Raw genomic sequence first — 21,618 nt, 5'->3', positions numbered from 1 at the left:
AAGGGACACCCGAAAGGCTTGTGGCACAGCTTTCCTCGCGAACCGGGCAGGATAGCCAGCACTGGTGTACGAGCCGTCGACGACGAGCCTGCACACAAGCCCGCCCCGGAACCAGCGGGTTCCGGGGCGGCAGCGGCGTTTTCGGTTACTGCTGTGGGAATTGCGGCGGCTGCCAAGGGCGGCCGTGGATCTCCTCAGCGGTCGGCCCCGGCGGATGGGGCTGTTGCGGAGCCTCGGACGCGGTGAAGTTCTCCGGCGGCTGGTTCGGCGGGAACGCTTCCTGCTGCGGGATCACCGGTTTGTGCGGGGAGGGTTCGGTACCGCGCGACGGTGTGCTCGGCGCCAGAGTGTCGACAGGGGTGCGGGCGGTGGCTTCGGCCGCACGGACAGCACGCTCGATCGCGGGATCCGGTGCGGTGTCGAACCATTCGGCGACGTCGTCGGAGTCGTCCTCGGGTTTGCTGGTCGCGCCGTCGTCGGCGGGCGGCTCGTAGCGGAACACACCGTCCTCGCCCTTGGTGGCGAAGTTCTTCGCGAATCCTTCCAGCGCCTTGCCGAAATCGCTCGGCACCAGCCACACCTTGTTCGCATCACCGCGGGCGACCATGGGTAGGGTCTGCATGTACTGGTAGGCCAGCAGTTCCGGGGTCGGCTTACCGGATTTGATGGCGGCGAAGACTTTTTCGATGGCCTTGGCCTGGCCTTGCGCCTGCAGATAGGATGCGGCGCGCTCACCTTGGGCTCGCAGGATGCGGCTCTGCCGCTCACCTTCGGCGGACAGGATCGCCGATTGCTTGGCGCCCTCAGCCGCCAGGATCTGCGCCTGTTTGGCGCCCTCGGCCGTTTTGATCTGCGATTCCCTGGTGCCTTCTGCGGTGAGGATCATCGCCCGCTTCTCACGGTCGGCCTTCATCTGCTTTTCCATCGATTCCTGGATCGACGGCGGAGGATCGATCGCTTTCAGCTCCACGCGAGCGACCCGCAGGCCCCAGCGGCCGGTGGCTTCGTCCAGTACCCCGCGCAGCTGGCTGTTGATCTGATCGCGGGAGGTGAGGGTGTCCTCGAGTGTCATACCGCCGACGACGTTACGCAACGTGGTGACGGTCAACTGCTCGACGGCGGCGATATAGTTGCTGATCTCGTATACAGCGGCCTGCGGGCTGGTCACCTGGAAGTAGACCACCGAATCGATCTGCAGGGTCAGGTTGTCCTGGGTGATCACCGGCTGCGGCGGGAACGACACCACCCGTTCCCGTAGATCGACCTTCGCGCGAATTCGGTCGGCGAAAGGCACCAGGAAGGTCAGCTGGCCCGAGACGGTCCGCGAATACCGCCCCAACCGCTCGATGACCGCTGCTTCGGCCTGTGGTACCAGTGCGATCGACTTGAACACCACCACCACGACCAACAGGACGAGGACGGCGGCAAGGATCAGAACAGCCATTACGGCCCTTTCCAGACGACGGCTGTCGCGCCGTCGATCTTCATCACGTACACCGTGGTTCCCTCCGGATACTCTTCAGCCGGGTCGAACGGCCGCGCCGTCCAGACCTCGCCGTCGAGTTTGACCTGCCCGCTGTGCGCGGCGACAGGTTCCAGCACCAGTGCGGTTTTGCCGGTCAGCGCGTCGACATTGGTTGGGGTCGGCGGCGGAGTGGCGAAGCGGCGCAACAACATCGGCCGCACCAGCAACATCAGTGCTATCGAAACGACCGCGAAAATCACCGCATCGAGCACCACCGAGGTGTCTGCCGCGAAACTGATTCCGGCGGTGATCAGCGCGCCCCCACCGAGCATCAGCAGCGTCAGCTCACCGACGAACATCTCGGCCGCCGTCAGCAGAATGCCGGCGACGAGCCAGAAAATTGCGGCCACGCCTCCACTCTAACGGTCTACGCCACTTCTCGCGGGACGCTTTCGGACCTGCGTAGTGCCCGCACCTGCGTCGCGATCGGCCGAACACCGGTCGGTGCAGTAGTTTCGGCGCATGAGCTCTGGCGACAGGTACGGCAGCGACATCTTCTCCGGGCATCCGCGCACCCAGCGTAGACAGGTGCCACGGGTGGTAGCCGAGCGTGATCTGGTAGCCGAGGATGCGGCCAGCGGTTTCTGCGGGGCGGTGGTCGGGTTCGACCGCAGCTACGACGGTGATTTCGTGAAGCTGGAGGATGCGCGCGGGCTGGTGCGGTTGTTCGCGATGCGGGAGGCGGCCTTCCTGATCGACGGTGAACCGGTGACCCTGGTCCGGCCCGAGGCTACCGCTGCGAAGCCGAGCGCCCGGTCGGCGTCCGGTTCCACCCGGGTCGCGGGTCTGCGGGCCCGGGTGGCCGCGGCCAGCCGCATCTGGGTGGAGGGTGTGCACGACGCCGCACTGGTGGAGCGAGTGTGGGGCCATGACCTGCGGGTCGAAGGGGTGGTGGTGGAGTATCTGGAGGGTCTGGACAACCTCGGTTCCCGGCTCGCCGAGTTCGTGCCCGGGCCGGGCAGGCGGGTCGGGGTGCTGGTGGACCATTTGGTCTCCGGGTCGAAGGAAACCCAGCTCACCACCGGTCTCGGCCCGCACGTGCTGGTGACCGGGCACCCGTTCGTCGATATCTGGCAGGCGGTGCGGCCCGCGACGGTCGGGATCGCGCAGTGGCCGCAAATCCCGCACGGCCAGGACTGGAAAACCGGGGTGTGCGAGCGTCTGGGCTGGGGAACGCCGCAGGACGGGTGGCGGCGAGTGTACACAGCGGTGGAATCGTTCCGCGATATCGAGTCACCGCTCATCGGTGCGGTGGAACGGCTCATCGACTTCGTCACCGAGCCTGCTGGGCACGAGGCTGCCCGCGAGTAGCCGCGAGCCTTTATGCTCGAAGATTATGTGCTCTCCCAGTGCCACGTTGACGGTGTGGGCCGGTTCCTGGCTGGCCGGCTGCAGCGCGCCCGACGATATTCTCGAGGCCATGCACGCCTGGGCGCCGCGGCACACCATTGCAGCGGGCGACCCGATCACCGGGGGACGCACCGATCTGCCGTGGTCATCGCACAGCAATCCGCCGAGCACCGCGGTCATGTCATTGCTCAAAGTGATTCGGGAAACGATGGCGGTGCCCGGTGCGCAACTGCGGCTGGTGCTGCCCGTTCCCGGTGATGTGCGCGGCCTGCCGGTGGGCACCGCGTTCGCCGCCGATGCCGTGGAGGCCGGGGAGGGTCTGCTCATCGGGGTTCCAGGCACCGAAGGCACCGGGCTCATTCCCCAGCGGGTCGATGACGAGACCCTGCAGTGGACCGTTTACACCGCCCCGATCCCGCCTATGCCCGGCCCCGATATGACGCTGGGTGAAGCCGAATACGCCATGCGCGAAGCCGTCCGCGACGCCGCCGATGCCCTGATGCGATTGCATACCACCGGTATCGGCACCGGCGAGGCCGACCCGCGCGAACTCATCGAAGCCGAACTCGCCGCCTACTGCCGGCACAGCTATCCGGATTCGATTCCGTTACGCGCCAAGCGCATCCTCGACACCGCCGATCATGTGGCGGCGATACTCACGGTCGCGCAACGGGAACCGGCTTCCTCCCCGACCTCGGCCAGCGCAGCCACCGCCCAAGAATCCCTGCTGCGCCCACTGTGGGACGTTATTCGCGCCGCCCGCCTTGTCGCCGTTCGCAGCGCCGCCCGCGGCCTGAGCTGAGGACGAGTACACCTGTTGACCGGCACGGCGTTCCCTGTCGCCGTTGCTCGTTGCGTCCATCGGAACCAGCTGTGACGCGACGCCTCCCCGCCGCGATCCCAGTGTGGTGGATCCGCCGACCGCCTATCGTGGCCGGGTGCGGGCGGGCGGTGCGCAGCAGCCGGGTGCGCACGGTGCGCCGTTGACGGTGCAGCCGTAACCGGGGACCTGCCCGAGCCGGCGCACCGGCTGGTCGGTGAGATGCTCGCTGATCAGTTCCACCACCATCCGGGAGAACCGGGGGTCGGTGCCCGGTGTGGCTGCCCTGGCGAAGGCCATACCGAGCTCCTCGGCCTTATCGGCGGCTTCGTTGTCGAGGTCCCAGATCACTTCGAGATGGTCGGAGACGAAACCGACCGGGCACAGCACTACCGCATCGACGCCCCGCGCCGACAGCGCCGCAAGATGGTCCACGATATCGGGCTCGAGCCACGGCACCTGCGGGGGACCCGACCGAGACTGCCACACCAGATCGTAGTCGGCGGCACCGGTCGCAGCGGCACACAACCGGGCAGCCTCGGCGACCTGACGGCTGTACAGACCACCGCCGTCTGCGGGCGGCCCAGCAGCAGCGTCGGCGGATATCGGCACCGAATGCGCGGTGAACACCAATCGCGCGCTGTCGCGGCGCTCCTGCGGAAGCCGTTGCCGCGCAGCGCGAATCGCGTCGGCGAACGCTTCGATCAGTAACGGGTGGTCGAAATAATGGCGCAGCTTCACCATTTCCGGGGCGGCGGCGCCCACCGCATCGCGGGCGCGGGCGATATCTTCGTCGTATTGACGACACCCCGAATAGCCGCCCCAGGCCGAGGTGGGAAACACCAGTGCAGAATCGATACCGTCGTCAGCCATCCGCGCGACGGTGTCCTCCACCATCGGATGCCAGTTGCGGTTGCCGAAGTACACCGGCAGATCGATCCCCGCAGCCGTCAGTTCTGCCGTCACCGACGCGAGGATGTCGCGGTTGAGGGCATTGATCGGCGACACCCCGCCGAAGTGCAGATAGTGCTCGGCGACTTCGGCGAGGCGTTCGGGTGGCACATCACGGCCGCGGGTGACGTTCTCCAGGAACGGCATCACATCCTCGGGCCGTTCCGGCCCGCCGAACGACAGCAGCAGTAACGCATGGGCCGCGCGGGCCACGATGTCTCCTCCTCGGTCGATTCGGTCAGTCCAGCGGCGCGTTCTCGGGGAACCAGGTGTTGTGGCTTGCGCCGCCGTCGACGTAGATGATCGAACCGGTAGTCGCGGGCAACCAGTCCGACAGCAGCGCGACGATCGATTTACCGACCACCTCGGCACCGCCGTCCCAGCCGATCGGCGAGGCACCGTCCCAGTAGGTGTCCAGTTGCTTGAGCTGCTTCGCGTCATCGGTGGCAGTGCCGGCGATCGCCTTGGCAGCGAGCGTCTTGACCGGACCGGCGGCGATCAGGTTGGACCGGATCTTCTTCGCGTACCCGACTTCCCGTGCCACGTATCGGTTCACCGATTCCAGAGCGGCCTTGGCCACCCCCATCCAGTTGTAGTACGGCATGGCGGTCCGAGGATCGAAATCCATACCGACGATCGAACCGCGCTCGTTCATCACGGGCAGCACCGCGCGGGCCAGCGCCGCATAGCTCCACGCCGAGATCTCGAACGATTTCGCCGCGTCCGCGCTCGGGCCGTCAAGGAACGGCAGCGCGTCCGGACCCATCAGGGTTTTGGGAGCGAACGCGATCGAATGCAGCACCCCGTCGAGGCCCTCGGGCGCGAGGCGACGGATCTCGTCGGGAAGCTTACGCAGGTCCTCGTCGCTGGTGACATCGAGCCCAATGGCGGGCGGCACTTCTTTCGGTAGCCGTTTGGCGATACGGTCGATCAGCCGCAGACGCTCCGAGATACCAGTGATGATCACCTTCGCGCCCTGTTCCTGCGCGATAGCCGCCGCGTGGAACGCGATCGACGCGTCGGTGATGATGCCGGTGACCAGGATGGTCTTGCCGTCGAGCAGTCCGCTCATGAGTTCTCGGTTCTCCCTCGAGTGTGAATGTGTGCCGCGTCCGGCAAGATCGCCGGCCCGCGCACTACGGCCGTCAGCGCGGCTTTCGTGTGGTCGGGTGACTAGGTGCGGGTCAGTGGCCCATGCCCATACCGCCGTCGACGGGGATCACTGCGCCGGAAACATAGGCCGAGTCCTCGGAGGCGAGGAAGCTGACAACCGCCGCCACGTCCTCGGCCTTGCCGAGACGCTGCAGCGGAATGAACTTCTTGGCCATGTCCCGCAGATCATCCGGCAGATCCTTGGTCATATCCGTCTCGATGAAACCCGGCGCGACGACATTGGCGGTGATCGAACGCGAACCCAGCTCACGGGTGACCGAACGGGCCAAGCCGATAACACCGGCCTTCGATGCGGCATAGTTGATCTGACCGGCCTGACCGGCCATACCGACAACGGAACCCAGGAAGATCATCCGGCCCCATCGTGCGCGCAGCATGGCTCGGTTGGCGCGCTTGGCGCAGCGGAACGCGCCGGTGAGGTTTGCGTCGACGACCTTCTCGAACTGCTCCTCGGTCATCCGCATGAGCAGGGTGTCGTCGGTAATGCCCGCATTGGCCACCAGGACCTCGACCGGACCCTGATGGGCCTCGACCTCGGAGAACGCACGATCCACCGACTCGGTGTCGGTGACATCGCACTTCACTCCGAAAAGCCCCTCGGGAACCCCGGAACCGCGATGGGTGACGGCCACCTTGTGACCGTCGGCGAGCAGACGCTGCGCGACCGCGAGACCGATGCCGCGGTTACCACCGGTCACCAGGACCGAGCGGGCTGTGAAGTTCGACATGAGAACCAACCTATCTGTTCGAGTTCATCGGGCATGCGGGGACCACGCGCCTTGTGTGATCCCACAGCAACGCCATGGCAGGACAGTGTCAAGCAGTGTCAGGGCAGTCGTTGACGATAGAGCAGACCGCTGACCACACCGGTGGCGACGAGCAGCATGCCGAGCAGTAGCCACGGTCTGCTGGCGTCGCCGCGCCTGGTCTCGTAACCGATCTGCTCCTCGAGGGTGTCGTAAACGGCCTTGAGTTCGGCGAGGCTGGCCGCGGTGTAGAAATCACCGCCGGACAGTTTCGCGATCTCGCGTAGTGAATCGTTGTCCACGGGCACCCGGACCCGCTGGGAACCGCCGCCTTCCTCGTCTGGGATCTCGACCGCACCCCATTCGGTGCCGAACGAGATGGTCGACACGGGGATGTTCTTGCTCTTGGCCAGCCGGGCGGCGGTGAACGCGTGCCGCGGATTGTCCACGTCCTTGTCGTCGGGCACGGTCTGCTTGCCGTCGGACATCAGCACGATCCGCGCGGGCGGCGGTGTTTCTGCCCCGCCCAGCACGCTGGCCAGGGTTTCGATGGACTGAATCGCGGTGTGGATGCCCTCACCGGTGGCGGTGCGTTCGGCCAGTTTGATGTTGTCGATGGCGGCCTTGGCGGCTTCCCGGTTCGTCGTCGGGGACACCATCACCGATGCCGTACCTGCGAATGTCACGAACCCGAGGTTGATCCCGGGGGTGAGGCCGTCGACGAAATCCTTGCCCGCCTCCTGCGCCACTTCCAGGCGGCTCGGCGGGACATCGGTGGCTTCCATGGACAGCGACACGTCCATCACCAGCACCACCGTCGCCCGGTTGCGCGGCACTTTCTGCACCGAGGTGGGACCTGCCGCGGCGATGGTCAGGAACACCAGGCCGACCAGCATCAGCGCGACCGGTACATGCCGGAACTGGCTCGGCCGCGACGGGGCGACCTTCTCGAGCTGCTCCATATTGCTGAACCGCAGCATATGGCGGTGCCTGCTGCGCTGGACCAGGATGTAGCCGAGCGCGATCAGCGCGATGACGGCGAGGAATCCGAGCCAGATCTGTGCGGTGAAATGCGAAATACTCACTGACGTGGCACCCGCCCGGTCGAGGCGCCGAGGCTGTGGCGCCGGGTGGACACGAACCGGACCACATCGGCGATCCAGTCCCGATCTGTTCGCAGGGTCAGCACCGGTGCGCCGCAGTTGCGCAGGGCCTGTTCGACCTGTTCGCGGTGCCGCTGGGCGGCGGCGGCGTAGTCGGCGCGCAGTGCGGGCGTCACGCTGAATTCGCGGGTGCGCCCGGTCTCCGGATCGTGCAGCACCACATCGCCCATATCGGGCAGCGTCAGATCGCGCGGGTCGAGCACCTGCACCGCCAGCAGGTCGTGGCGGGCCGAGATGGCACGCAGCGAACGCTGCCAGTCGATATCGCCGAGAAAATCGCTGATGACCACTGCCAGCCCGCGTTTACGCTGGGGACGCCGCAGCGATTCGATCGCCCCCCGCAGGTCGCCGCGCACACCGTCGCGGGCATGCGGGGTGGTGGCGATACTGCGCAGCAGCGACTGGGCATGTACTCGGCCGGTACGCGCCGGGATACGGACGAGGTGTTCGCCGGTGGCGACCACGGCGCCGATCCGGTTGCCGCCGCCGCTGGTGAGGTGGGTGATGGCCGCGGCGGCCGCGATCGCCAGATCGCGTTTCTGACAGGCTGCTGTCCCGAAATCGAGGCTGGCCGACAGGTCGACCACCATCCAGGTTTCCAGCTCGCGGTCGGCGATCATCTGCCGCACATGTGGATGCGTGGTGCGGGCGGTGACCGACCAATCCATCTGGCGCACATCGTCGCCGGGCTGATAGGCGCGCGCCTCCCCCGGCTCCGAGCCCGGGCCGGGGATCAGGCCCAGATGGTCGCCGTGCAGCACGCCGTCGAGGCGGCGGCGCACGGTGAGCTCCAGTGTTTTCAGTGCCGCCGACAATCGCGGGTCGGACAGCTCTCCTGAACGGAACGACGGTGGTGCGTGTGATGGCATCGGTTCTGACGCGCCCGGCTCCGGTGGCCGGGTCACTTGGACTGGTTGTTCACGGCGGCCTGCGGCATCTGCCCGACAGGCGGCTGCGGCGCCTGCCGCTGCGCGGGTTGCGGCCCGGGCCTGCTCTGCTGCTGGGGCGGCTGCTGGAGCTGGGGCGGCTGCTGACCGGCACCGTTATCGCTCGCGGGCGCGGGCGCGCCCGGCGCGACAGCCTGCGGCGCGACCTGCGGCAGGCCGACGGTCTGCAGCACGCGCTTGATCACATCCTCGGGGCTCACCTCGTCGGCCAGCGCATCGTAGGACAGCACCAGGCGGTGACGCAGCACATCCGGGATCACCTCGACCACGTCCTGCGGCACCACATAGTCGCGGCCGCGGATCAGTGCGACGGCACGGGCCGCGGCGATGATGCCGAGGCTGGCGCGCGGCGAGGCACCGTAGGAGATCCAGCCGGCCACATCGGGCATCCCGAATTCGGCGGGAGCGCGGGTCGCCGAGATCACTCGGACCACATAATCGACCAGCGCGTGGTGCACGAAGGTAGTCGAGGCGAGCTGTTGCAAGCGCAGCAGCTCGGCGGGTTCGAGGATCTGCTTGGGCTCCGGCGGGGCGACACCCATCCGGTAGATGATCTCGCGTTCTTCTTCCACCGACGGGTAGTCGACGACCACCTTGAACAGGAAGCGGTCGCGCTGCGCCTCCGGCAGCGGGTACACGCCTTCGCTTTCGATCGGGTTCTGGGTTGCCATGACCAGGAACGGATCGGGCATCTTGTAGGTTTTGCCGCCGATCGAGACATGCCGTTCGGCCATCACCTCGAGCAGCGCCGACTGCACCTTCGCCGGGGCGCGGTTGATTTCGTCGGCGAGCACGAAATTGGCTACCACGGGGCCGAGTTCGGTGTCGAACTCCTCGCGGCCCTGCCGGTAGATCCTGGTGCCGATCAGGTCGGTGGGCACCAGATCGGGGGTGAACTGGACGCGGGAGAACGTGCCGCCGACGACCTTGGCGAAGGTTTCCACCGCCAGCGTCTTGGCGATACCGGGAACGCCTTCCAGCAGTACGTGGCCGCGGGCGAGTACGCCGACGAGCAGCCGCTCGACCAGCCGGTCCTGTCCGACGATGACCCGCTTGACCTCGTAGATCGCCTTTTCCAGGGTCTGGACGTCACGCTCGAGGGTGTCGGGGTTGGGCGCAGGCGTTTTCTTCGCCACATCCGCCCCGCTGACACCGTCCGTCGAAGTCACCAACATCCCCGCTTTCGCCTTGGTCCTGTGCGTGTTGCCACAACTATTCCAGGTAATGGCCGCATCCGCCGCAACCGGCTCCGCCCTGACGGGAATCCGCCGGGGCCGCCGTGGGCGCGCGATCGCCTGACGTGGGAATTCCGTTTTGCCGGTATCACCCGGTATCAGCTGACGATACGCACCGCATACGGCATGATGCCCGCTTCCCGGACCGGTGAAACCCGGACCACACCACCGGACTGCGGTGCCTCCACCATTGCGCCGTCTCCCAGGTACAGCGCCACATGGCGGCTGCCGCCGGGGCCCCAGAACAGCATGTCGCCGCGGGCCCGCTGGGACACGGGCACCCGGATGCCTGCGTTGTACTGATAGCCGCTGTAGTGCGGCAGCAGGACCCCGATCCCGGCGAAGGCGTAGACCATCAGTCCGGAGCAGTCGAAGCCGACCTTCCGGTAGTCGCCGTGCCGGTCGGCGACGCCGCCGTCGCGGATGCCGAGGGTCGGTCCTGCTTCGTCGCCACCGCCCCAGGCGTAGGTGACACCGAGCTGGGACAGGGCGCGGTCGACGACGATCTCGACGGCGGCGGCTCCGGTGACCGACGGGGTCTGCGCATCGCCGCTGTCCCCGCGGTTGCCTTCCTCGTCGCTGCCCGCGCGCGGGAGCGGCTTCACCTTCCCCGCACGCGGCGGCGAATTCTCCAGCTGGGTATGCGGGCGAGTGCCCTCGCCCAATTGCGCCGCCCGTTCCCGCGCGGCTCGGTCGGCGGCGGCCCGCGCGGCGGCAGCGGAAGCCGCAGCGGCGAGCGCGGCTTGTTCAGCCCGGCGCTGGCGGTCCCAGGCCGAATAGGTGTCGCGCTGCTGCTCCAGACCCGCTACCCGGCTGCGGGCCGCGTCCAGTCTGGCCTGGGCGTCGTCGCGGCTGCGCAGCAGATCGTCGCGGCGGGCGGCGTGGCGGTGCAGTTCGTCGGTGGCTGTCCGCACTGCCTGTTCGGCGGCGGCCTGCTGTCGTTCGGCGTCGTCGACGGCGGCATCGGCGGCGGCTTCGGCTCGGCGTGCGGCGGAGTTCTTGTTGCCCTGCTCGATCTGCGCGCGGTGCAGTTGGTCGAGGACGTGCTGCTGGTTCTTCGTCGTCAGCCCGAGCAGTTGGGCGCGGTCGAGCGCGACGTCCGGTCCGCCGGGCGCGAGGTAGGTGAGGACCGAATCGGAGGCGGGCCGAGTGTAGGCCGCGACGGCGAAGCGGTCGAAATTATGACGGGCCTGCTGGATTCGAGTTCCGGCGCTGGCCAATTCGGCGGTGGTCGCGGTCACATACGCGGCCGCGGCATCGGCGGCGGCACGCGCGTTCTGCAGGTCGACGAGCGCTTTGTTCACCTGCTCACGGGTGCGCGCGACGGTGTCGTCCAGGTGCTGTATCTGCTGGTCGACGACCGCGACCTGGTTGATCAAGGCGCCGACTTCACCGAGCCTGGCATCGGCCTGGGCGCCCGCGGCGGCGATATCGCTGTCACTGGGGTTCGCCGGCGGCGGGGGCACAGCGGCCGAGGGACTGGAAACGAGGACGGTCGCGCTGATCAGCAAACCCAGGGCGACCCACAGCGGCGGACGGTGACCGGTTTGCCGAGCGACGCGCATCGCACCTCCAGCGGATCCGACTGTGGCTTCGCATCACGAACACCAGCCGAACCATGTGGCTCCACAGTCGGCTGGCATCACTGCAAACACTCATTCCACAGCAGTGCTCACGGGAACCGTACGACACTTGGGTCACAAAAAGAACACAGGTAACAGAATTACACAGAGGACAATTTCTCAGTTGCCTGTTATTTGCCGAATCGAGAGCCCGAAGTGGTCTCGGAGAGGAAAAGATTCACCCGAGAATCGCGGGCGAACCGTTACCGTCGCACCGATGACGCGGTCGTGTCCGCGCCGGCCACGGCGGACACCGAGCGCTTGCGCTTGACCCAGTAGAGACCGGCGACCAGCAGGGCGGTACCGGCCAGCAGCACGCTGGTTATCGCAGTCCACGACACCGCCTCCGGCTGTTCGAGCCGGTCGACGAAGATCTGCGCCGCCTCCTCCGAGCGGCCGCCTTTCCACTTGGCGGTGTCTTCGGCCCACTCCAGCCGCACCCGGCTGATCGAATCGCTGGTCGTGCCGATCCAATCGTCGCTGAACACCGCGATGGTGCCGTGCTGGAATTTCGCGACCTCGGTGGCCAGGTCACGCAACTCGGAATCATGTCCGGGATTGCCCGGAATCACCACGATGCTCAGCGGAATACCGTGGTCGCGTGCCTCGGCGACAATCTTCGCCAGATCAGACTGGTCGGTGTCCTCCAGGGTGGCCACCGCATTGTCGGCCAGATCTTCCCGCAGCTCCTGCAGCGCGTCGTCGTCGACGTTCGGCGGCAGCTTTGCGGCCATGGGGGGGAAAGCCGAGGTGTGCGAGACGGTCATCTTCCATCCGGTCTTGTCGAGCCGCATCGGTACGCGAGGCGACGGGGCATCCAACAACTGCGATGAGCTACGGCGGCACGGTCGAGCTTCGAAAACCGGCCACTTGCGATAGCTCGACAGGCACAGTACGCGACTCGGTGGCAAACCGATGTCACGCGCCACACCACAGCCCGGCTCGGTAGCCTCGGACACGTCACACCGGGACGGCCTCATCTCCGGCGAGGCCACGCCGTGACAACCGGCAACGCCTGCACTGCCCCACACGGTTCACAGGACAAGCGTACTGTTAGAGTCGAAGCTGCGAGGAACCGGCACCTCACCGGCGCCGGAGCCCTCCGAAAACGTACCGCTGTCGGCACAGCCCGCCGATGGCGGCCCACACCGACGAGTGGAGCTGACGTGACGACAAGTATTGATACGTTCGGCGCCAAGAGCACGCTCGAGGTCGGAAGCAACTCCTACGAGATCTTCCGGCTCTCGGCCGTGCCAGGCACCGAGAAGCTGCCCTACGCACTCAAGGTTCTGGCGGAGAACCTGCTGCGCACCGAGGACGGCGCCAACATCACCGCCGACCACATCCGGGCCCTCGCCGACTGGGATGCCTCAGCTCAGCCGAGCATCGAGATCCAGTTCACCCCGGCCCGCGTCATCATGCAGGACTTCACCGGCGTGCCCTGCATCGTCGACCTGGCCACCATGCGCGAGGCCGTCGCCACCCTCGGCGGCGACCCGAACAAGGTCAATCCGCTTGCTCCGGCCGAGATGGTCATCGACCACTCCGTCATCATCGACGTGTTCGGCCGCGAGGACGCCTTCGAGCGCAACGTCGATATCGAATACCAGCGCAACGGTGAGCGCTACCAGTTCCTGCGCTGGGGTCAGAGCGCGTTCGACGATTTCAAGGTCGTACCGCCGAGCACCGGCATCGTGCACCAGGTCAACATCGAGCACCTGGCCCGCACCGTGATGGTCCGTAACGGGCAGGCTTACCCCGACACCTGTGTAGGCACCGACTCGCACACCACCATGGTCAACGGTCTCGGGGTGCTCGGCTGGGGCGTCGGCGGTATCGAGGCCGAGGCCGCCATGCTCGGCCAGCCGGTCTCGATGCTCATCCCGCGTGTGGTCGGCTTCAAACTGACCGGTGAGATCAAGCCGGGTGTCACCGCCACCGACGTCGTGCTCACCGTCACCGATATGCTGCGCAAGCACGGTGTGGTCGGCAAGTTCGTCGAGTTCTACGGCAAGGGCGTGGCCGAGGTGCCGCTGGCAAACCGCGCCACCCTGGGCAATATGAGCCCCGAGTTCGGTTCCACCGCCGCCATCTTCCCGATCGACCAGGTGACCGTCGACTACCTGCGCCTGACCGGCCGCAGCGACGAGCAGATCGCCCTGGTCGAGGCCTACGCCAAGGAGCAGGGCCTGTGGCACGACCCCGAGCGTGAAGTCGAGTACTCCGAGTACCTGGAGCTCGATCTGAGCACCGTGGTGCCCTCGATCGCCGGCCCGAAGCGCCCACAGGACCGGATCCTGCTGAGCGAATCCAAGGTCGCCTTCCGCAAGGACATCTGCGACTACACCGACGACACCGTCGCCACACCGCACAGCCAGCTGGACGAGGCCGTCGAAGAGTCCTTCCCGGCCAGCGACCCGGCCGCGCTCTCGTTCGCCGACGACGATGCGGTGAACATCCATTCGGCCGCCGAGCACGCCGAGGGCCGTCCGTCCAAGCCGGTCAAGGTGACCAGCTCCGAGCGCGGCGAGTTCGTGCTCGACCACGGCGCGGTGGTGGTCGCCTCGATCACCTCGTGCACCAACACCTCCAACCCGTCGGTCATGCTCGGCGCCGCGCTGCTGGCCCGCAACGCCGTCGACAAAGGCCTGTCCTCCAAACCGTGGGTGAAGACCTCCATGGCGCCGGGTTCCCAGGTCGTCAACGGCTACTACGAAAAGGCAGGCCTGTGGCCGTACCTGGAGAAGCTCGGCTTCCACCTGGTTGCCTTCGGTTGCGCCACCTGCATCGGCAACACCGGCCCGCTGCCGGAGGAGATCTCCCAGGCGGTCAACGACAACGATCTGACCGTCACCGCGGTGCTGTCGGGTAACCGCAACTTCGAGGGACGCATCTCCCCTGACGTGAAGATGAACTACCTGGCGTCGCCGCCGCTGGTCATCGCCTACGCGCTCGCGGGCACAATGGACTTCGATTTCGAAAACGACCCGCTGGGCAAGGACAAAGACGGCAACGATGTCTATCTGAAAGACATCTGGCCCTCGCCGCAGGAGATCCAGGACACCATCGACCGGGTCATCAGCCGGGACATGTTCCTGGAGGACTACGCCGACGTCTTCAAGGGCGACGAACGCTGGCGCAGCCTGCCCACCCCGGAAGGCAAGACCTTCGAGTGGGACCCGAACTCCACCTACGTGCGCAAGCCACCGTACTTCGACGGCATGCCGCGGACACCGGAGCCGGTCGGCGATATCACCGGCGCGCGGGTGCTAGCACTGCTGGGCGATTCGGTCACCACCGACCACATCTCCCCTGCGGGCAACATCAAGCCGGGCACCCCTGCCGCGCAGTACCTCGAGGCCAACGGTGTCGAGCGCAAGGACTACAACTCCTACGGCTCGCGCCGCGGCAACCACGAGGTGATGATCCGCGGCACCTTCGCCAACATCCGGCTGCGCAACCAGCTGCTCGACGATGTCTCCGGTGGCTACACCCGCGACTTCACCCAGGACGGCGGCCCGCAGGCGTTCATCTACGACGCCGCGCAGAACTACGCGGCCGCGGGCATCCCGCTGGTCGTGCTGGGCGGTAAGGAGTACGGTTCGGGCTCCTCGCGTGACTGGGCCGCCAAGGGCACCCGCCTGCTGGGGGTGCGCGCGGTGATCGCCGAATCGTTCGAGCGGATCCACCGGTCGAACCTGATCGGCATGGGCGTCATCCCGCTGCAGTTCCCGGAGGGCGAGACCGCCGGAACACTGGGCCTCGACGGCACCGAGACCTTCGATATCGAAGGGATCACCGCGCTCAACGAGGGCACCACCCCGCAGACCATGAAGGTCACCGCCACGAAGGACGGCGCCGAGCCGATCACCTTCGACGCGATCGTCCGCATCGACACCCCCGGTGAGGCGGACTACTACCGCAACGGCGGCATCCTGCAGTATGTGCTGCGGAATATGATTCGCAGCTGAAACCGGTGAGTCCGGCGGCGCGCAACGCCGCCGGACTCTATCCCGCCCGGGCGGCGACTCCGCCGCACCGGGCACCGGTACGCGGCCACACGTGCGGCATCTACAGTTCTCGCCACCCCGCCCTCTCCACAGGAGTTCGCATGCCCAAGGTCAGCGACGATCACCTGGCCGCCCGGCGCAGCCAGATACTCGACGGCGCCCGCCGCTGCTTCGCCGAATACGGGTACGAAGGCGCCACCGTGCGCAGGCTGGAAGAGGCCATCGGATTGTCGCGCGGCGCGATCTTTCATCATTTCCGGGACAAGGACGCACTGTTCCTCGCTCTGGCCCAAGAAGATGCCGGGCGGATGGCCGAGGTAGCAGCCAACGAGGGCATCGTGCAGGTGATGCGGGATATGCTCGCCGATCCCGAACAGTTCAACTGGCTGGGCACCCGGCTCGAGATAGCCCGCAGACTGCGCACCGACCCGGAGTTCCGGGCCAGTTGGACTCAGCGTTCGGCGGAGTTGACCACTGCCACCCTGGCCCGGCTGGAACGCCGTAAAGCCGCAGGCGCGTTGCGCGACGACGTACCGACCGACGTGCTGCTCGGCTATCTGGATCTGGTCCTCGACGGGCTGATCGCCCGGATCGCGTCGGGCCACACCAACGAGAACCTTTCCGCCGTCCTGGATCTGGTCGAAGCATCGGTACGCCGCCGCATCTGAGCGACCGGCACCGGCGCAGCGGCCGCACCGGCTCTCGGCACCGAGTCGAATCAATATGTGGCGTTGAGGTACTCGGCGGCATGCGTGGTCCACAGCACGTCCGTCCCCGGCATCCGATGCCCGGAATACAGCACATGCTGGCCGTCCGGCCACGGGGTCAGATACCCGATCACTCCGTGCACGGTTTCGGCGTAGCGCCGCGTGTTGGCGAGCGGGTTCAGCAGCAGGAATCGCAGCAGTTCGGCGAAGATCAACGGGGTGGCGTCACCGAAGCGCGCTCCTTCGAGGAACGAGAACGGCGATATTCCGACGTCGATGATGCGCAGCGGCGAGTCCGCGGGCGATGCGGTGATGATATCGCCGGGATTGGCGTATTCCTGTATGTCGATCGCGGGCCAGGCACCGCGTTGGCCGTGCAGCCCGAACGTCGATGGCGGGCACAGATCCCCGACCGACTGCCCGGCCCGGCGCAGCGGATTGGCGATGTTCACGGTGAAGGCGATCTCGAGCGGGCTGCCGTCGGTATCGGTGTATTCGCCGCGGTGCACACCTTCGAGGATGCGGCTTGCGCAGATCCCGCCGAGCGAATAACTCAGCAGGCCACACACGTTCGGGGAATCCCGAATCGCGCGGATTCCTGCCGCCACACCGATCCGTACCGAGGTCTCCAGCGAGGGACCCCACACCTGCGGTACGGGGCCGATCGAAGCCGGCCAGTCCGGTTCGTAACAGCGGAAACGCTGCGGGTCGAGCAGCCGGGTCACCTCGCGCAGCATTCCGGTGGGTGAACCGCTGGAATCGCGCGGCTCCCCGGTGCCTCGGAGTGTGATGACATCGATCATCGTGTCCTCCTCACTCGCCGCAGCGCGATCACCTGACTAATCCTTTAATTATGGCGATAAGCTATGAGTTCATGATGCGGAACCGAGAAACCCGCTTCCAACGCACGTTTCCGGGAACAATCGGAGTCCGCCGAGGGTTCGCCCAAGACATGACCTTCTCAATCCCCGTCACGGTCCGCGGCTACGAACTGGATGTCCAGGGCCACCTGAACCAGGCGGTGTATCTGCAGTATGCCGAGCACGCGCGATGGGAACTGCTGCGGGCGGCCGGGATCAACCCGGACAAACTGCTCGCCGCCCGAGTAGGTCCGGTGGTGCTGGAAACAACGATCAGATACCGACGCGAACTGCGTGGCGGCGACGAGGCGCGCGTTACCTGCGAATTCGTCTGGGGCGATGGCAAGACCTTCCGAGTCCACCAGCAGATCCGTACCCTCGACGGCACCCTGTCGGCCGAGATCGACGCAGTCGGCGGCCTGCTCGACCTCGACGCACGTAAACTCGTCCCCGATCCACACTCCCGCTTCCGCGGGCTTGCCGACGATCCGCGCCTGCTCGGATCGGAACTCAGCGGCGCACTCGCCGCCAACATCCGGCAATGAGCCGTTCCCGCTTTCCCGGCGGATAACTCTCCGAGAGCGCATCGGCGATCGGCAGATCGCCGAAAATCTTTCGGCGCTAGCACTTCCCGGGCTCTGGAGCCATAGGCCGGAGCCCGGAAATCCGTCGATCCGGACCGTTACGGCAACCCCCCGCGATATGATTCACCGCACGCTCGGGGGTTCTGGCAAATCGCGAGCAGATTCGTAGCAGATCGGAGAAACCACCATGATCGATGCCATCCACGTCCCCTGCACCACCCGCGTCGGCGACCGGATTCCCGCACTTCGCGGAATGCTCGTCGCCGAATCGGAACGCGATATCACCGTGCGGGTCGCCGAGGGGACATGGACTTTCCGGCGCGACGACGTGCTCCGTGTCCTCGAATCCGACAGCAACGCCCCGGCCCCCGGCCGACCCGTGCTGATCGATATCCGCCCCGGCGCCACCGCCGACTTCACCCGCACCCTGCGCATCGATGTGGTGGACCGGCCGATGACCCTGGCCGGTCCCCCCTCCCCCGCACTCGGTGACGAACTGCTACGACAGCTCACCGCGTCGTGGGCCGATCAGCTGCAGCTGATCGACTCCCCCGACACCGGCGCCACATTTACCTACTGCCAGACCAAATCGCTCGCGGGCAGCGACGACGGCATCAATTGCGACAGCCTCGACTGAGCGGCCGGACGAATGGCCGCCCCGCGGACCAGTTCGGTACTGATCGTCTCCGAGTCCGACGATCTACACGCCACCGCCATGGCGGTGACCCTGCGGGAACACCACGGGGTCAACCCACTCCACCTCGACCTGCGTGACTTCCCCCGGGAAACCGGCAGTTTCCGCCTCGACCGGGTCGGCACCACCCGATCGTTGTCGCATCTGATCGGGCTCGACGATGTGCGGTCGGTGTGGTGGCGCCGTCCGCACCCGAGCGCGGTGCCCGCCGGGGTGCGCGCCGATGACGACGCCTACCGGCAGGCCGAATGCGACGGGTTCCTCCAGGGGCTGCTGTGGTCGATGCCGGCACACTGGGTCAACGATCCCGGCAGCGACCGCACCGCCAACCGCAAGATCGTGCAACTGGAAACCGCCTACCGCGCCGGTTTCGCGATCCCGGAAACCCTGATCACCAACGACCCCGCCGAGGCGCGTGGCTTCATCGAATCCCGGCCCGGCCCCGTGGTGTTCAAACGGACCGGCACCAGCCGCGCCGAATTCGCCGAAACCAGAATCGTCGGCCCCACCGACCTGAACCGGCTCACCGGTATCCGTGCTTCGCCCACCACATTCCAGGACTACATCGACGCCGACTGCGACCTACGCGTGGTATGGGTCGACGGAGTCGAATGGGTGGTACGCATCGACTCCCAAGCCGGCGTCGGCCGAGTCGACTCCCGGCTCGATACCTCCGTCGACTTCACTCCCGCCCACCTGCCCGCCTCGGTCAGCAAATCCCTCGCCACCCTGATGGGCGCACTAGGCCTGAGCTTCGGCGTACTCGACCTGCGACTCGGCCGCGACGGCGAGTACTACTTCCTGGAAGTCAACCCGCAGGGCCAGTTCGCCTACCTGGAGATCAAAACCGGACTACCCATTTTCACCAGCCTCGGAAACCTCCTCGTCCACGGTGACGGGAATGTGTAGGGATTGTATCTATGGCTGTATTTATGGCCGCGCCTTCGGCGGATGTGGTGCGAGGGCAGGAAACGCGAACCGGGCCGTGCAGAGCGTGGGCACCTGTGCGGGTCGCGGACTGGGCACGAGGTGCAGGCGGCTACCTGAGTCAGTGGCGGTAGCGCTGTAGGACCACTCCGGAGGTGGGGAACGGGCGGGCTTCGATCAGGTGCAAGGGGATGCGGGGGCCGTCTTCGAAGAGCCGTTGGCCGGCGCCGAGCAGTAGTGGGAAGACGAGGAGGCGCAGTTCGTCGACCGCGTTCAGCTGCAAGAAGGCGCGGGCGGTGGTGATGCCGGCGAAGACGACCAGCGGTTTGCCCTCGGCCGCCTTCAAGCGGGCCACCTGTTCGGCGAAGTCGGTGCCGATGCTCGTCGCGGGCTGCCAGGGCAGCTCGGGCTCTCTACGGGTAGTGACGACGATCTTCGGCAGTCCGTTCACCAGGGGCGCCAGACGGGCGTCGCCGGGTGTTGCCGGGCGGTGTTCGGCATCGGGCCAGTACTGGGCGAGCAGGTCGTAGGAGGTACGTCCGAAGATTTGGCCGCCCACACTGCCGAGCAGGCCGGCCAGATAGTCGTCGAGTTCCGGGTCGTCGACCTCGATCCAGTCCAAGCCGCCGTCGGCGCCCGCGGCGTAGCCGTCCACGGTCACCATCATCTGCACGATCAATTCCCGCACCGTCCGGTCCCTTCCTACGTTCGTCCTACCGACAGAGACGGGATGAACGGGCGGAAATCATCGCGGCGCCGGTACGAGCGACCGGCGCCGGATCACCGACCGAAGCCGGTCAGCGGGCCTTGCGGCGGTTTGCCCCGCCCCGGCTGCGGAGCTGCACATGCGACTCCACGAGCACGTTGTGAATGAACCCGTACGAGCGTCCGGTGGCCCGGGCCAGCGAGCGGATGCTCGCGCCCGCCTCGTATTGCTTCTTCAACTGAGATTGCAGGCGGTCGCGTGACTTTCCTGTGACGCGGGTGCCTTTACTCAATGTGGCCTTGGTCTGTGCCGGCCTGTCGCCCATGGCTTCCTCCGAGTCGCCGAGCAGCGTCCCTCTCAGGCTAAGCACTCTGCGGGCCGTCGGCAACGGAATCTTGTGATGAAACTCACGCGAGCTGAATCAATTCCAGATAGTCGGCCGACCAGTGGTCCTCGGTGCCGTCGGGGAGCAGGATCACCCGCTCGGGCGACAGCGCCTCGGCCGCGCCGGGATCGTGGGTCACGAGCACGACCGCGCCCGCGTAGGTGCGCAACGCGTCGAGCACCTGCTCACGCGAGACCGGGTCCAGGTTGTTGGTGGGTTCATCCAGCAGCAGCACATTCGCGGCTGAGGACACCAGGCCCGCGAGCGCGAGGCGGGTCTTCTCACCGCCGGACAGGGTGCCCGCGGGCTGGTCCAGTTGCGGACCGCTGAACATGAACGCGCCCAGCAACCCACGCAGATCCTGTTCACCGGCATCAGGGGCGGCATGGCGGATGTTCTCCCACACCGACGCGTTGTCGTCGAGGGTGTCGTGTTCCTGGGCGAAATACCCCACCTTCAGACCGTGCCCCGGCACGAGGATTCCGCTGGTCGGCTGCTCCTCTCCGGCCAACAGCCGCAGCAGGGTCGTCTTACCCGCACCGTTGAGGCCGAGCACCACGACCCGGCTACCCCGGTCGATCGCCAGGTCGACGCCGGTGAAGATCTCCAGCGAGCCGTACAACTTGGTGAGGTTTTCGGCCATCAGCGGCGTTTTGCCGCAGGCTGCGGGTTCGGGGAATTTGATCTTGGCGACCTTGTCGGCCACCCGCACCTCGTCCAGTTCGGCAAGCATCCGGTCGGCGCGTTTCACCATGTTCTGTGCGGCAACGGCTTTCGTTGCCTTGGCGCCGAGTTTGGCAGCTTGAGCGCGCAGCGCGGACGCCTTCTTCTCGGCGTTGGCGCGCTCGCGACGGCGGCGCTGTTCGTCGGTGGCGCGGGCGTCGAGGTACTTGTGCCAAGCCATGTTGTAGACGTCGGCCTCGCCGCGCACCGCGTCGAGGAACCACACCTTGTTCACCACATCGGCGAGCAGCTCGACATCGTGACTGATGACGATCAAACCGCCGTCGTGGTTTTGCAGGAACCCGCGCAGCCAGGTGATGGAGTCGGCGTCGAGGTGGTTGGTCGGCTCGTCCAGCAGCAGAATGGTATCGGAGCGGCCGCCGCTGCCGTCGGAGGCGGCGAACAGGATGCGTGCCAATTCGATTCGGCGACGCTGACCACCGGACAGGGTGCGCAGCGCCTGGTCGAGCACCCGGTCGGGCAGGCCGAG

21 protein-coding genes are annotated in these 21,618 nt (G+C 66.7%); 7 read left to right on the top strand and 14 right to left on the bottom strand.

All coding sequences use genetic code 11. The features are described from left to right. Positions 1-145 precede the first annotated feature (145 nt). Together B0T44_RS12320 and B0T44_RS12315 are read right to left on the bottom strand one after the other, a co-directional pair. On the bottom strand, positions 146-1,444 hold the full coding sequence (locus B0T44_RS12320) for an SPFH domain-containing protein (protein ID WP_077115234.1): 1,299 nt from the start codon (positions 1,442-1,444) through the stop codon (positions 146-148). After that, positions 1,444-1,875: an NfeD family protein gene (locus tag B0T44_RS12315; protein WP_077115233.1), complete on the bottom strand. Its 432-nt coding sequence runs from the start codon at positions 1,873-1,875 to the stop codon at positions 1,444-1,446. The genes B0T44_RS12320 and B0T44_RS12315 overlap by 1 nt, the downstream gene beginning before the upstream one ends. Before the next feature lie 112 nt (positions 1,876-1,987). On the opposite strand from B0T44_RS12315, the gene B0T44_RS12310 reads away from it, so the two are divergent. Next, positions 1,988-2,836 (top strand): DUF3097 domain-containing protein, encoded by an 849-nt coding sequence (locus B0T44_RS12310; protein ID WP_077115232.1) that lies wholly within the window; start codon positions 1,988-1,990, stop codon positions 2,834-2,836. 25 nt (positions 2,837-2,861) lie between these two features. Beyond that, a complete protein-coding gene (locus tag B0T44_RS12305) occupies positions 2,862-3,677 on the top strand; it encodes an Rv1486c family protein (protein WP_077115231.1) in 816 nt (271 codons plus the stop codon). Between the two features lie 123 nt (positions 3,678-3,800). Here the strand turns inward: B0T44_RS12305 and B0T44_RS12300 are convergent, their stop codons facing one another. The 8 genes from B0T44_RS12300 to B0T44_RS12265 form a co-directional block, all read right to left on the bottom strand. Continuing rightward, a complete protein-coding gene (locus B0T44_RS12300; RefSeq protein ID WP_077115230.1) occupies positions 3,801-4,859 on the bottom strand; it encodes a ferrochelatase in 1,059 nt (352 codons plus the stop codon). A 25-nt stretch (positions 4,860-4,884) separates the two neighbouring features. Then, a complete protein-coding gene (gene inhA / locus B0T44_RS12295) occupies positions 4,885-5,718 on the bottom strand; it encodes an NADH-dependent enoyl-ACP reductase InhA (RefSeq protein ID WP_077115229.1) in 834 nt (277 codons plus the stop codon). Positions 5,719-5,830: 112 nt separating this feature from the next. Next, on the bottom strand, positions 5,831-6,547 hold the full coding sequence (gene fabG1 / locus B0T44_RS12290; protein WP_077115228.1) for a 3-oxoacyl-ACP reductase FabG1: 717 nt from the start codon (positions 6,545-6,547) through the stop codon (positions 5,831-5,833). 98 nt (positions 6,548-6,645) lie between these two features. Further along, positions 6,646-7,650, bottom strand: a complete 1,005-nt coding sequence (locus tag B0T44_RS12285) for a VWA domain-containing protein (RefSeq protein WP_077115227.1) — start codon at positions 7,648-7,650, stop codon at positions 6,646-6,648. Then, a complete protein-coding gene (locus tag B0T44_RS12280) occupies positions 7,647-8,597 on the bottom strand; it encodes a DUF58 domain-containing protein (protein ID WP_077115226.1) in 951 nt (316 codons plus the stop codon). The genes B0T44_RS12285 and B0T44_RS12280 overlap by 4 nt, the downstream gene beginning before the upstream one ends. A gap of 32 nt (positions 8,598-8,629) precedes the next feature. Continuing rightward, entirely contained in the window at positions 8,630-9,850 is a 1,221-nt protein-coding gene (locus tag B0T44_RS12275; protein WP_077115225.1) for an AAA family ATPase, read from the bottom strand. A gap of 158 nt (positions 9,851-10,008) precedes the next feature. Further along, on the bottom strand, positions 10,009-11,475 hold the full coding sequence (locus tag B0T44_RS12270) for an NlpC/P60 family protein (protein ID WP_077115224.1): 1,467 nt from the start codon (positions 11,473-11,475) through the stop codon (positions 10,009-10,011). A gap of 260 nt (positions 11,476-11,735) precedes the next feature. Beyond that, positions 11,736-12,299: an Rv1476 family membrane protein gene (locus B0T44_RS12265; RefSeq protein ID WP_077115449.1), complete on the bottom strand. Its 564-nt coding sequence runs from the start codon at positions 12,297-12,299 to the stop codon at positions 11,736-11,738. A gap of 399 nt (positions 12,300-12,698) precedes the next feature. Here B0T44_RS12265 and B0T44_RS12260 point away from each other — a divergent pair, with 399 nt between their 5' ends. After that, positions 12,699-15,503: an aconitate hydratase gene (locus B0T44_RS12260; protein ID WP_077115223.1), complete on the top strand. Its 2,805-nt coding sequence runs from the start codon at positions 12,699-12,701 to the stop codon at positions 15,501-15,503. Positions 15,504-15,643: 140 nt separating this feature from the next. Continuing rightward, positions 15,644-16,210, top strand: a complete 567-nt coding sequence (locus tag B0T44_RS12255; RefSeq protein WP_077115222.1) for a TetR/AcrR family transcriptional regulator — start codon at positions 15,644-15,646, stop codon at positions 16,208-16,210. Positions 16,211-16,260: 50 nt separating this feature from the next. On the opposite strand, the gene B0T44_RS12250 is transcribed toward B0T44_RS12255, so the two are convergent. Further along, entirely contained in the window at positions 16,261-17,052 is a 792-nt protein-coding gene (locus tag B0T44_RS12250; RefSeq protein WP_077115221.1) for a hypothetical protein, read from the bottom strand. 149 nt (positions 17,053-17,201) lie between these two features. On the opposite strand from B0T44_RS12250, the gene B0T44_RS12245 reads away from it, so the two are divergent. The 3 genes from B0T44_RS12245 to B0T44_RS12235 all read left to right on the top strand — a co-directional run bounded on the left by B0T44_RS12245 (position 17,202) and on the right by B0T44_RS12235 (position 19,296). After that, on the top strand, positions 17,202-17,654 hold the full coding sequence (locus B0T44_RS12245) for an acyl-CoA thioesterase (RefSeq protein ID WP_077115220.1): 453 nt from the start codon (positions 17,202-17,204) through the stop codon (positions 17,652-17,654). Between the two features lie 226 nt (positions 17,655-17,880). After that, positions 17,881-18,330, top strand: a complete 450-nt coding sequence (locus tag B0T44_RS12240) for a hypothetical protein (protein WP_077115219.1) — start codon at positions 17,881-17,883, stop codon at positions 18,328-18,330. A 12-nt stretch (positions 18,331-18,342) separates the two neighbouring features. Beyond that, complete coding sequence (locus B0T44_RS12235) at positions 18,343-19,296, top strand: MvdC/MvdD family ATP grasp protein (protein WP_077115218.1); 954 nt, start codon at positions 18,343-18,345, stop codon at positions 19,294-19,296. Between the two features lie 139 nt (positions 19,297-19,435). On the opposite strand, the gene B0T44_RS12230 is transcribed toward B0T44_RS12235, so the two are convergent. From B0T44_RS12230 to B0T44_RS12220, 3 genes are all read right to left on the bottom strand, one after another. Then, a complete protein-coding gene (locus tag B0T44_RS12230) occupies positions 19,436-20,002 on the bottom strand; it encodes a dihydrofolate reductase family protein (protein WP_077115217.1) in 567 nt (188 codons plus the stop codon). Between the two features lie 109 nt (positions 20,003-20,111). Then, positions 20,112-20,345: a helix-turn-helix domain-containing protein gene (locus B0T44_RS12225; protein WP_077115448.1), complete on the bottom strand. Its 234-nt coding sequence runs from the start codon at positions 20,343-20,345 to the stop codon at positions 20,112-20,114. Positions 20,346-20,427: 82 nt separating this feature from the next. Then, a partial coding sequence (locus B0T44_RS12220) for an ABC-F family ATP-binding cassette domain-containing protein (protein WP_081512023.1) occupies positions 20,428-21,618 on the bottom strand: 1,191 nt, incomplete at its 5' end.

Origin of the sequence: Nocardia donostiensis (assembly GCF_002081715.1) — a bacterium.
Lineage (GTDB): Bacteria > Actinomycetota > Actinomycetes > Mycobacteriales > Mycobacteriaceae > Nocardia > Nocardia donostiensis.
This window is presented reverse-complemented; position numbering and strand designations above follow the sequence as displayed.

Bases quoted from the DNA above. Each gene is read 5' to 3' on its own strand.
- B0T44_RS12320 (WP_077115234.1), bottom strand. From the start codon at position 1,444: ATGGCTGTTCTGATCCTTGCCGCCGTCCTCGTCCTGTTGGTCGTGGTG.
- B0T44_RS12310 (WP_077115232.1), top strand. From the start codon at position 1,988: ATGAGCTCTGGCGACAGGTACGGCAGCGACATCTTCTCCGGGCATCCG.
- B0T44_RS12305 (WP_077115231.1), top strand. From the start codon at position 2,862: ATGTGCTCTCCCAGTGCCACGTTGACGGTGTGGGCCGGTTCCTGGCTG.
- inhA (WP_077115229.1), bottom strand. From the start codon at position 5,718: ATGAGCGGACTGCTCGACGGCAAGACCATCCTGGTCACCGGCATCATC.
- fabG1 (WP_077115228.1), bottom strand. From the start codon at position 6,547: ATGTCGAACTTCACAGCCCGCTCGGTCCTGGTGACCGGTGGTAACCGC.
- B0T44_RS12280 (WP_077115226.1), bottom strand. From the start codon at position 8,597: ATGCCATCACACGCACCACCGTCGTTCCGTTCAGGAGAGCTGTCCGAC.
- B0T44_RS12275 (WP_077115225.1), bottom strand. From the start codon at position 9,850: ATGTTGGTGACTTCGACGGACGGTGTCAGCGGGGCGGATGTGGCGAAG.
- B0T44_RS12270 (WP_077115224.1), bottom strand. From the start codon at position 11,475: ATGCGCGTCGCTCGGCAAACCGGTCACCGTCCGCCGCTGTGGGTCGCC.
- B0T44_RS12265 (WP_077115449.1), bottom strand. From the start codon at position 12,299: ATGACCGTCTCGCACACCTCGGCTTTCCCCCCCATGGCCGCAAAGCTG.
- B0T44_RS12255 (WP_077115222.1), top strand. From the start codon at position 15,644: ATGCCCAAGGTCAGCGACGATCACCTGGCCGCCCGGCGCAGCCAGATA.
- B0T44_RS12250 (WP_077115221.1), bottom strand. From the start codon at position 17,052: ATGATCGATGTCATCACACTCCGAGGCACCGGGGAGCCGCGCGATTCC.
- B0T44_RS12245 (WP_077115220.1), top strand. From the start codon at position 17,202: ATGACCTTCTCAATCCCCGTCACGGTCCGCGGCTACGAACTGGATGTC.
- B0T44_RS12240 (WP_077115219.1), top strand. From the start codon at position 17,881: ATGATCGATGCCATCCACGTCCCCTGCACCACCCGCGTCGGCGACCGG.
- B0T44_RS12235 (WP_077115218.1), top strand. From the start codon at position 18,343: ATGGCCGCCCCGCGGACCAGTTCGGTACTGATCGTCTCCGAGTCCGAC.
- B0T44_RS12225 (WP_077115448.1), bottom strand. From the start codon at position 20,345: ATGGGCGACAGGCCGGCACAGACCAAGGCCACATTGAGTAAAGGCACC.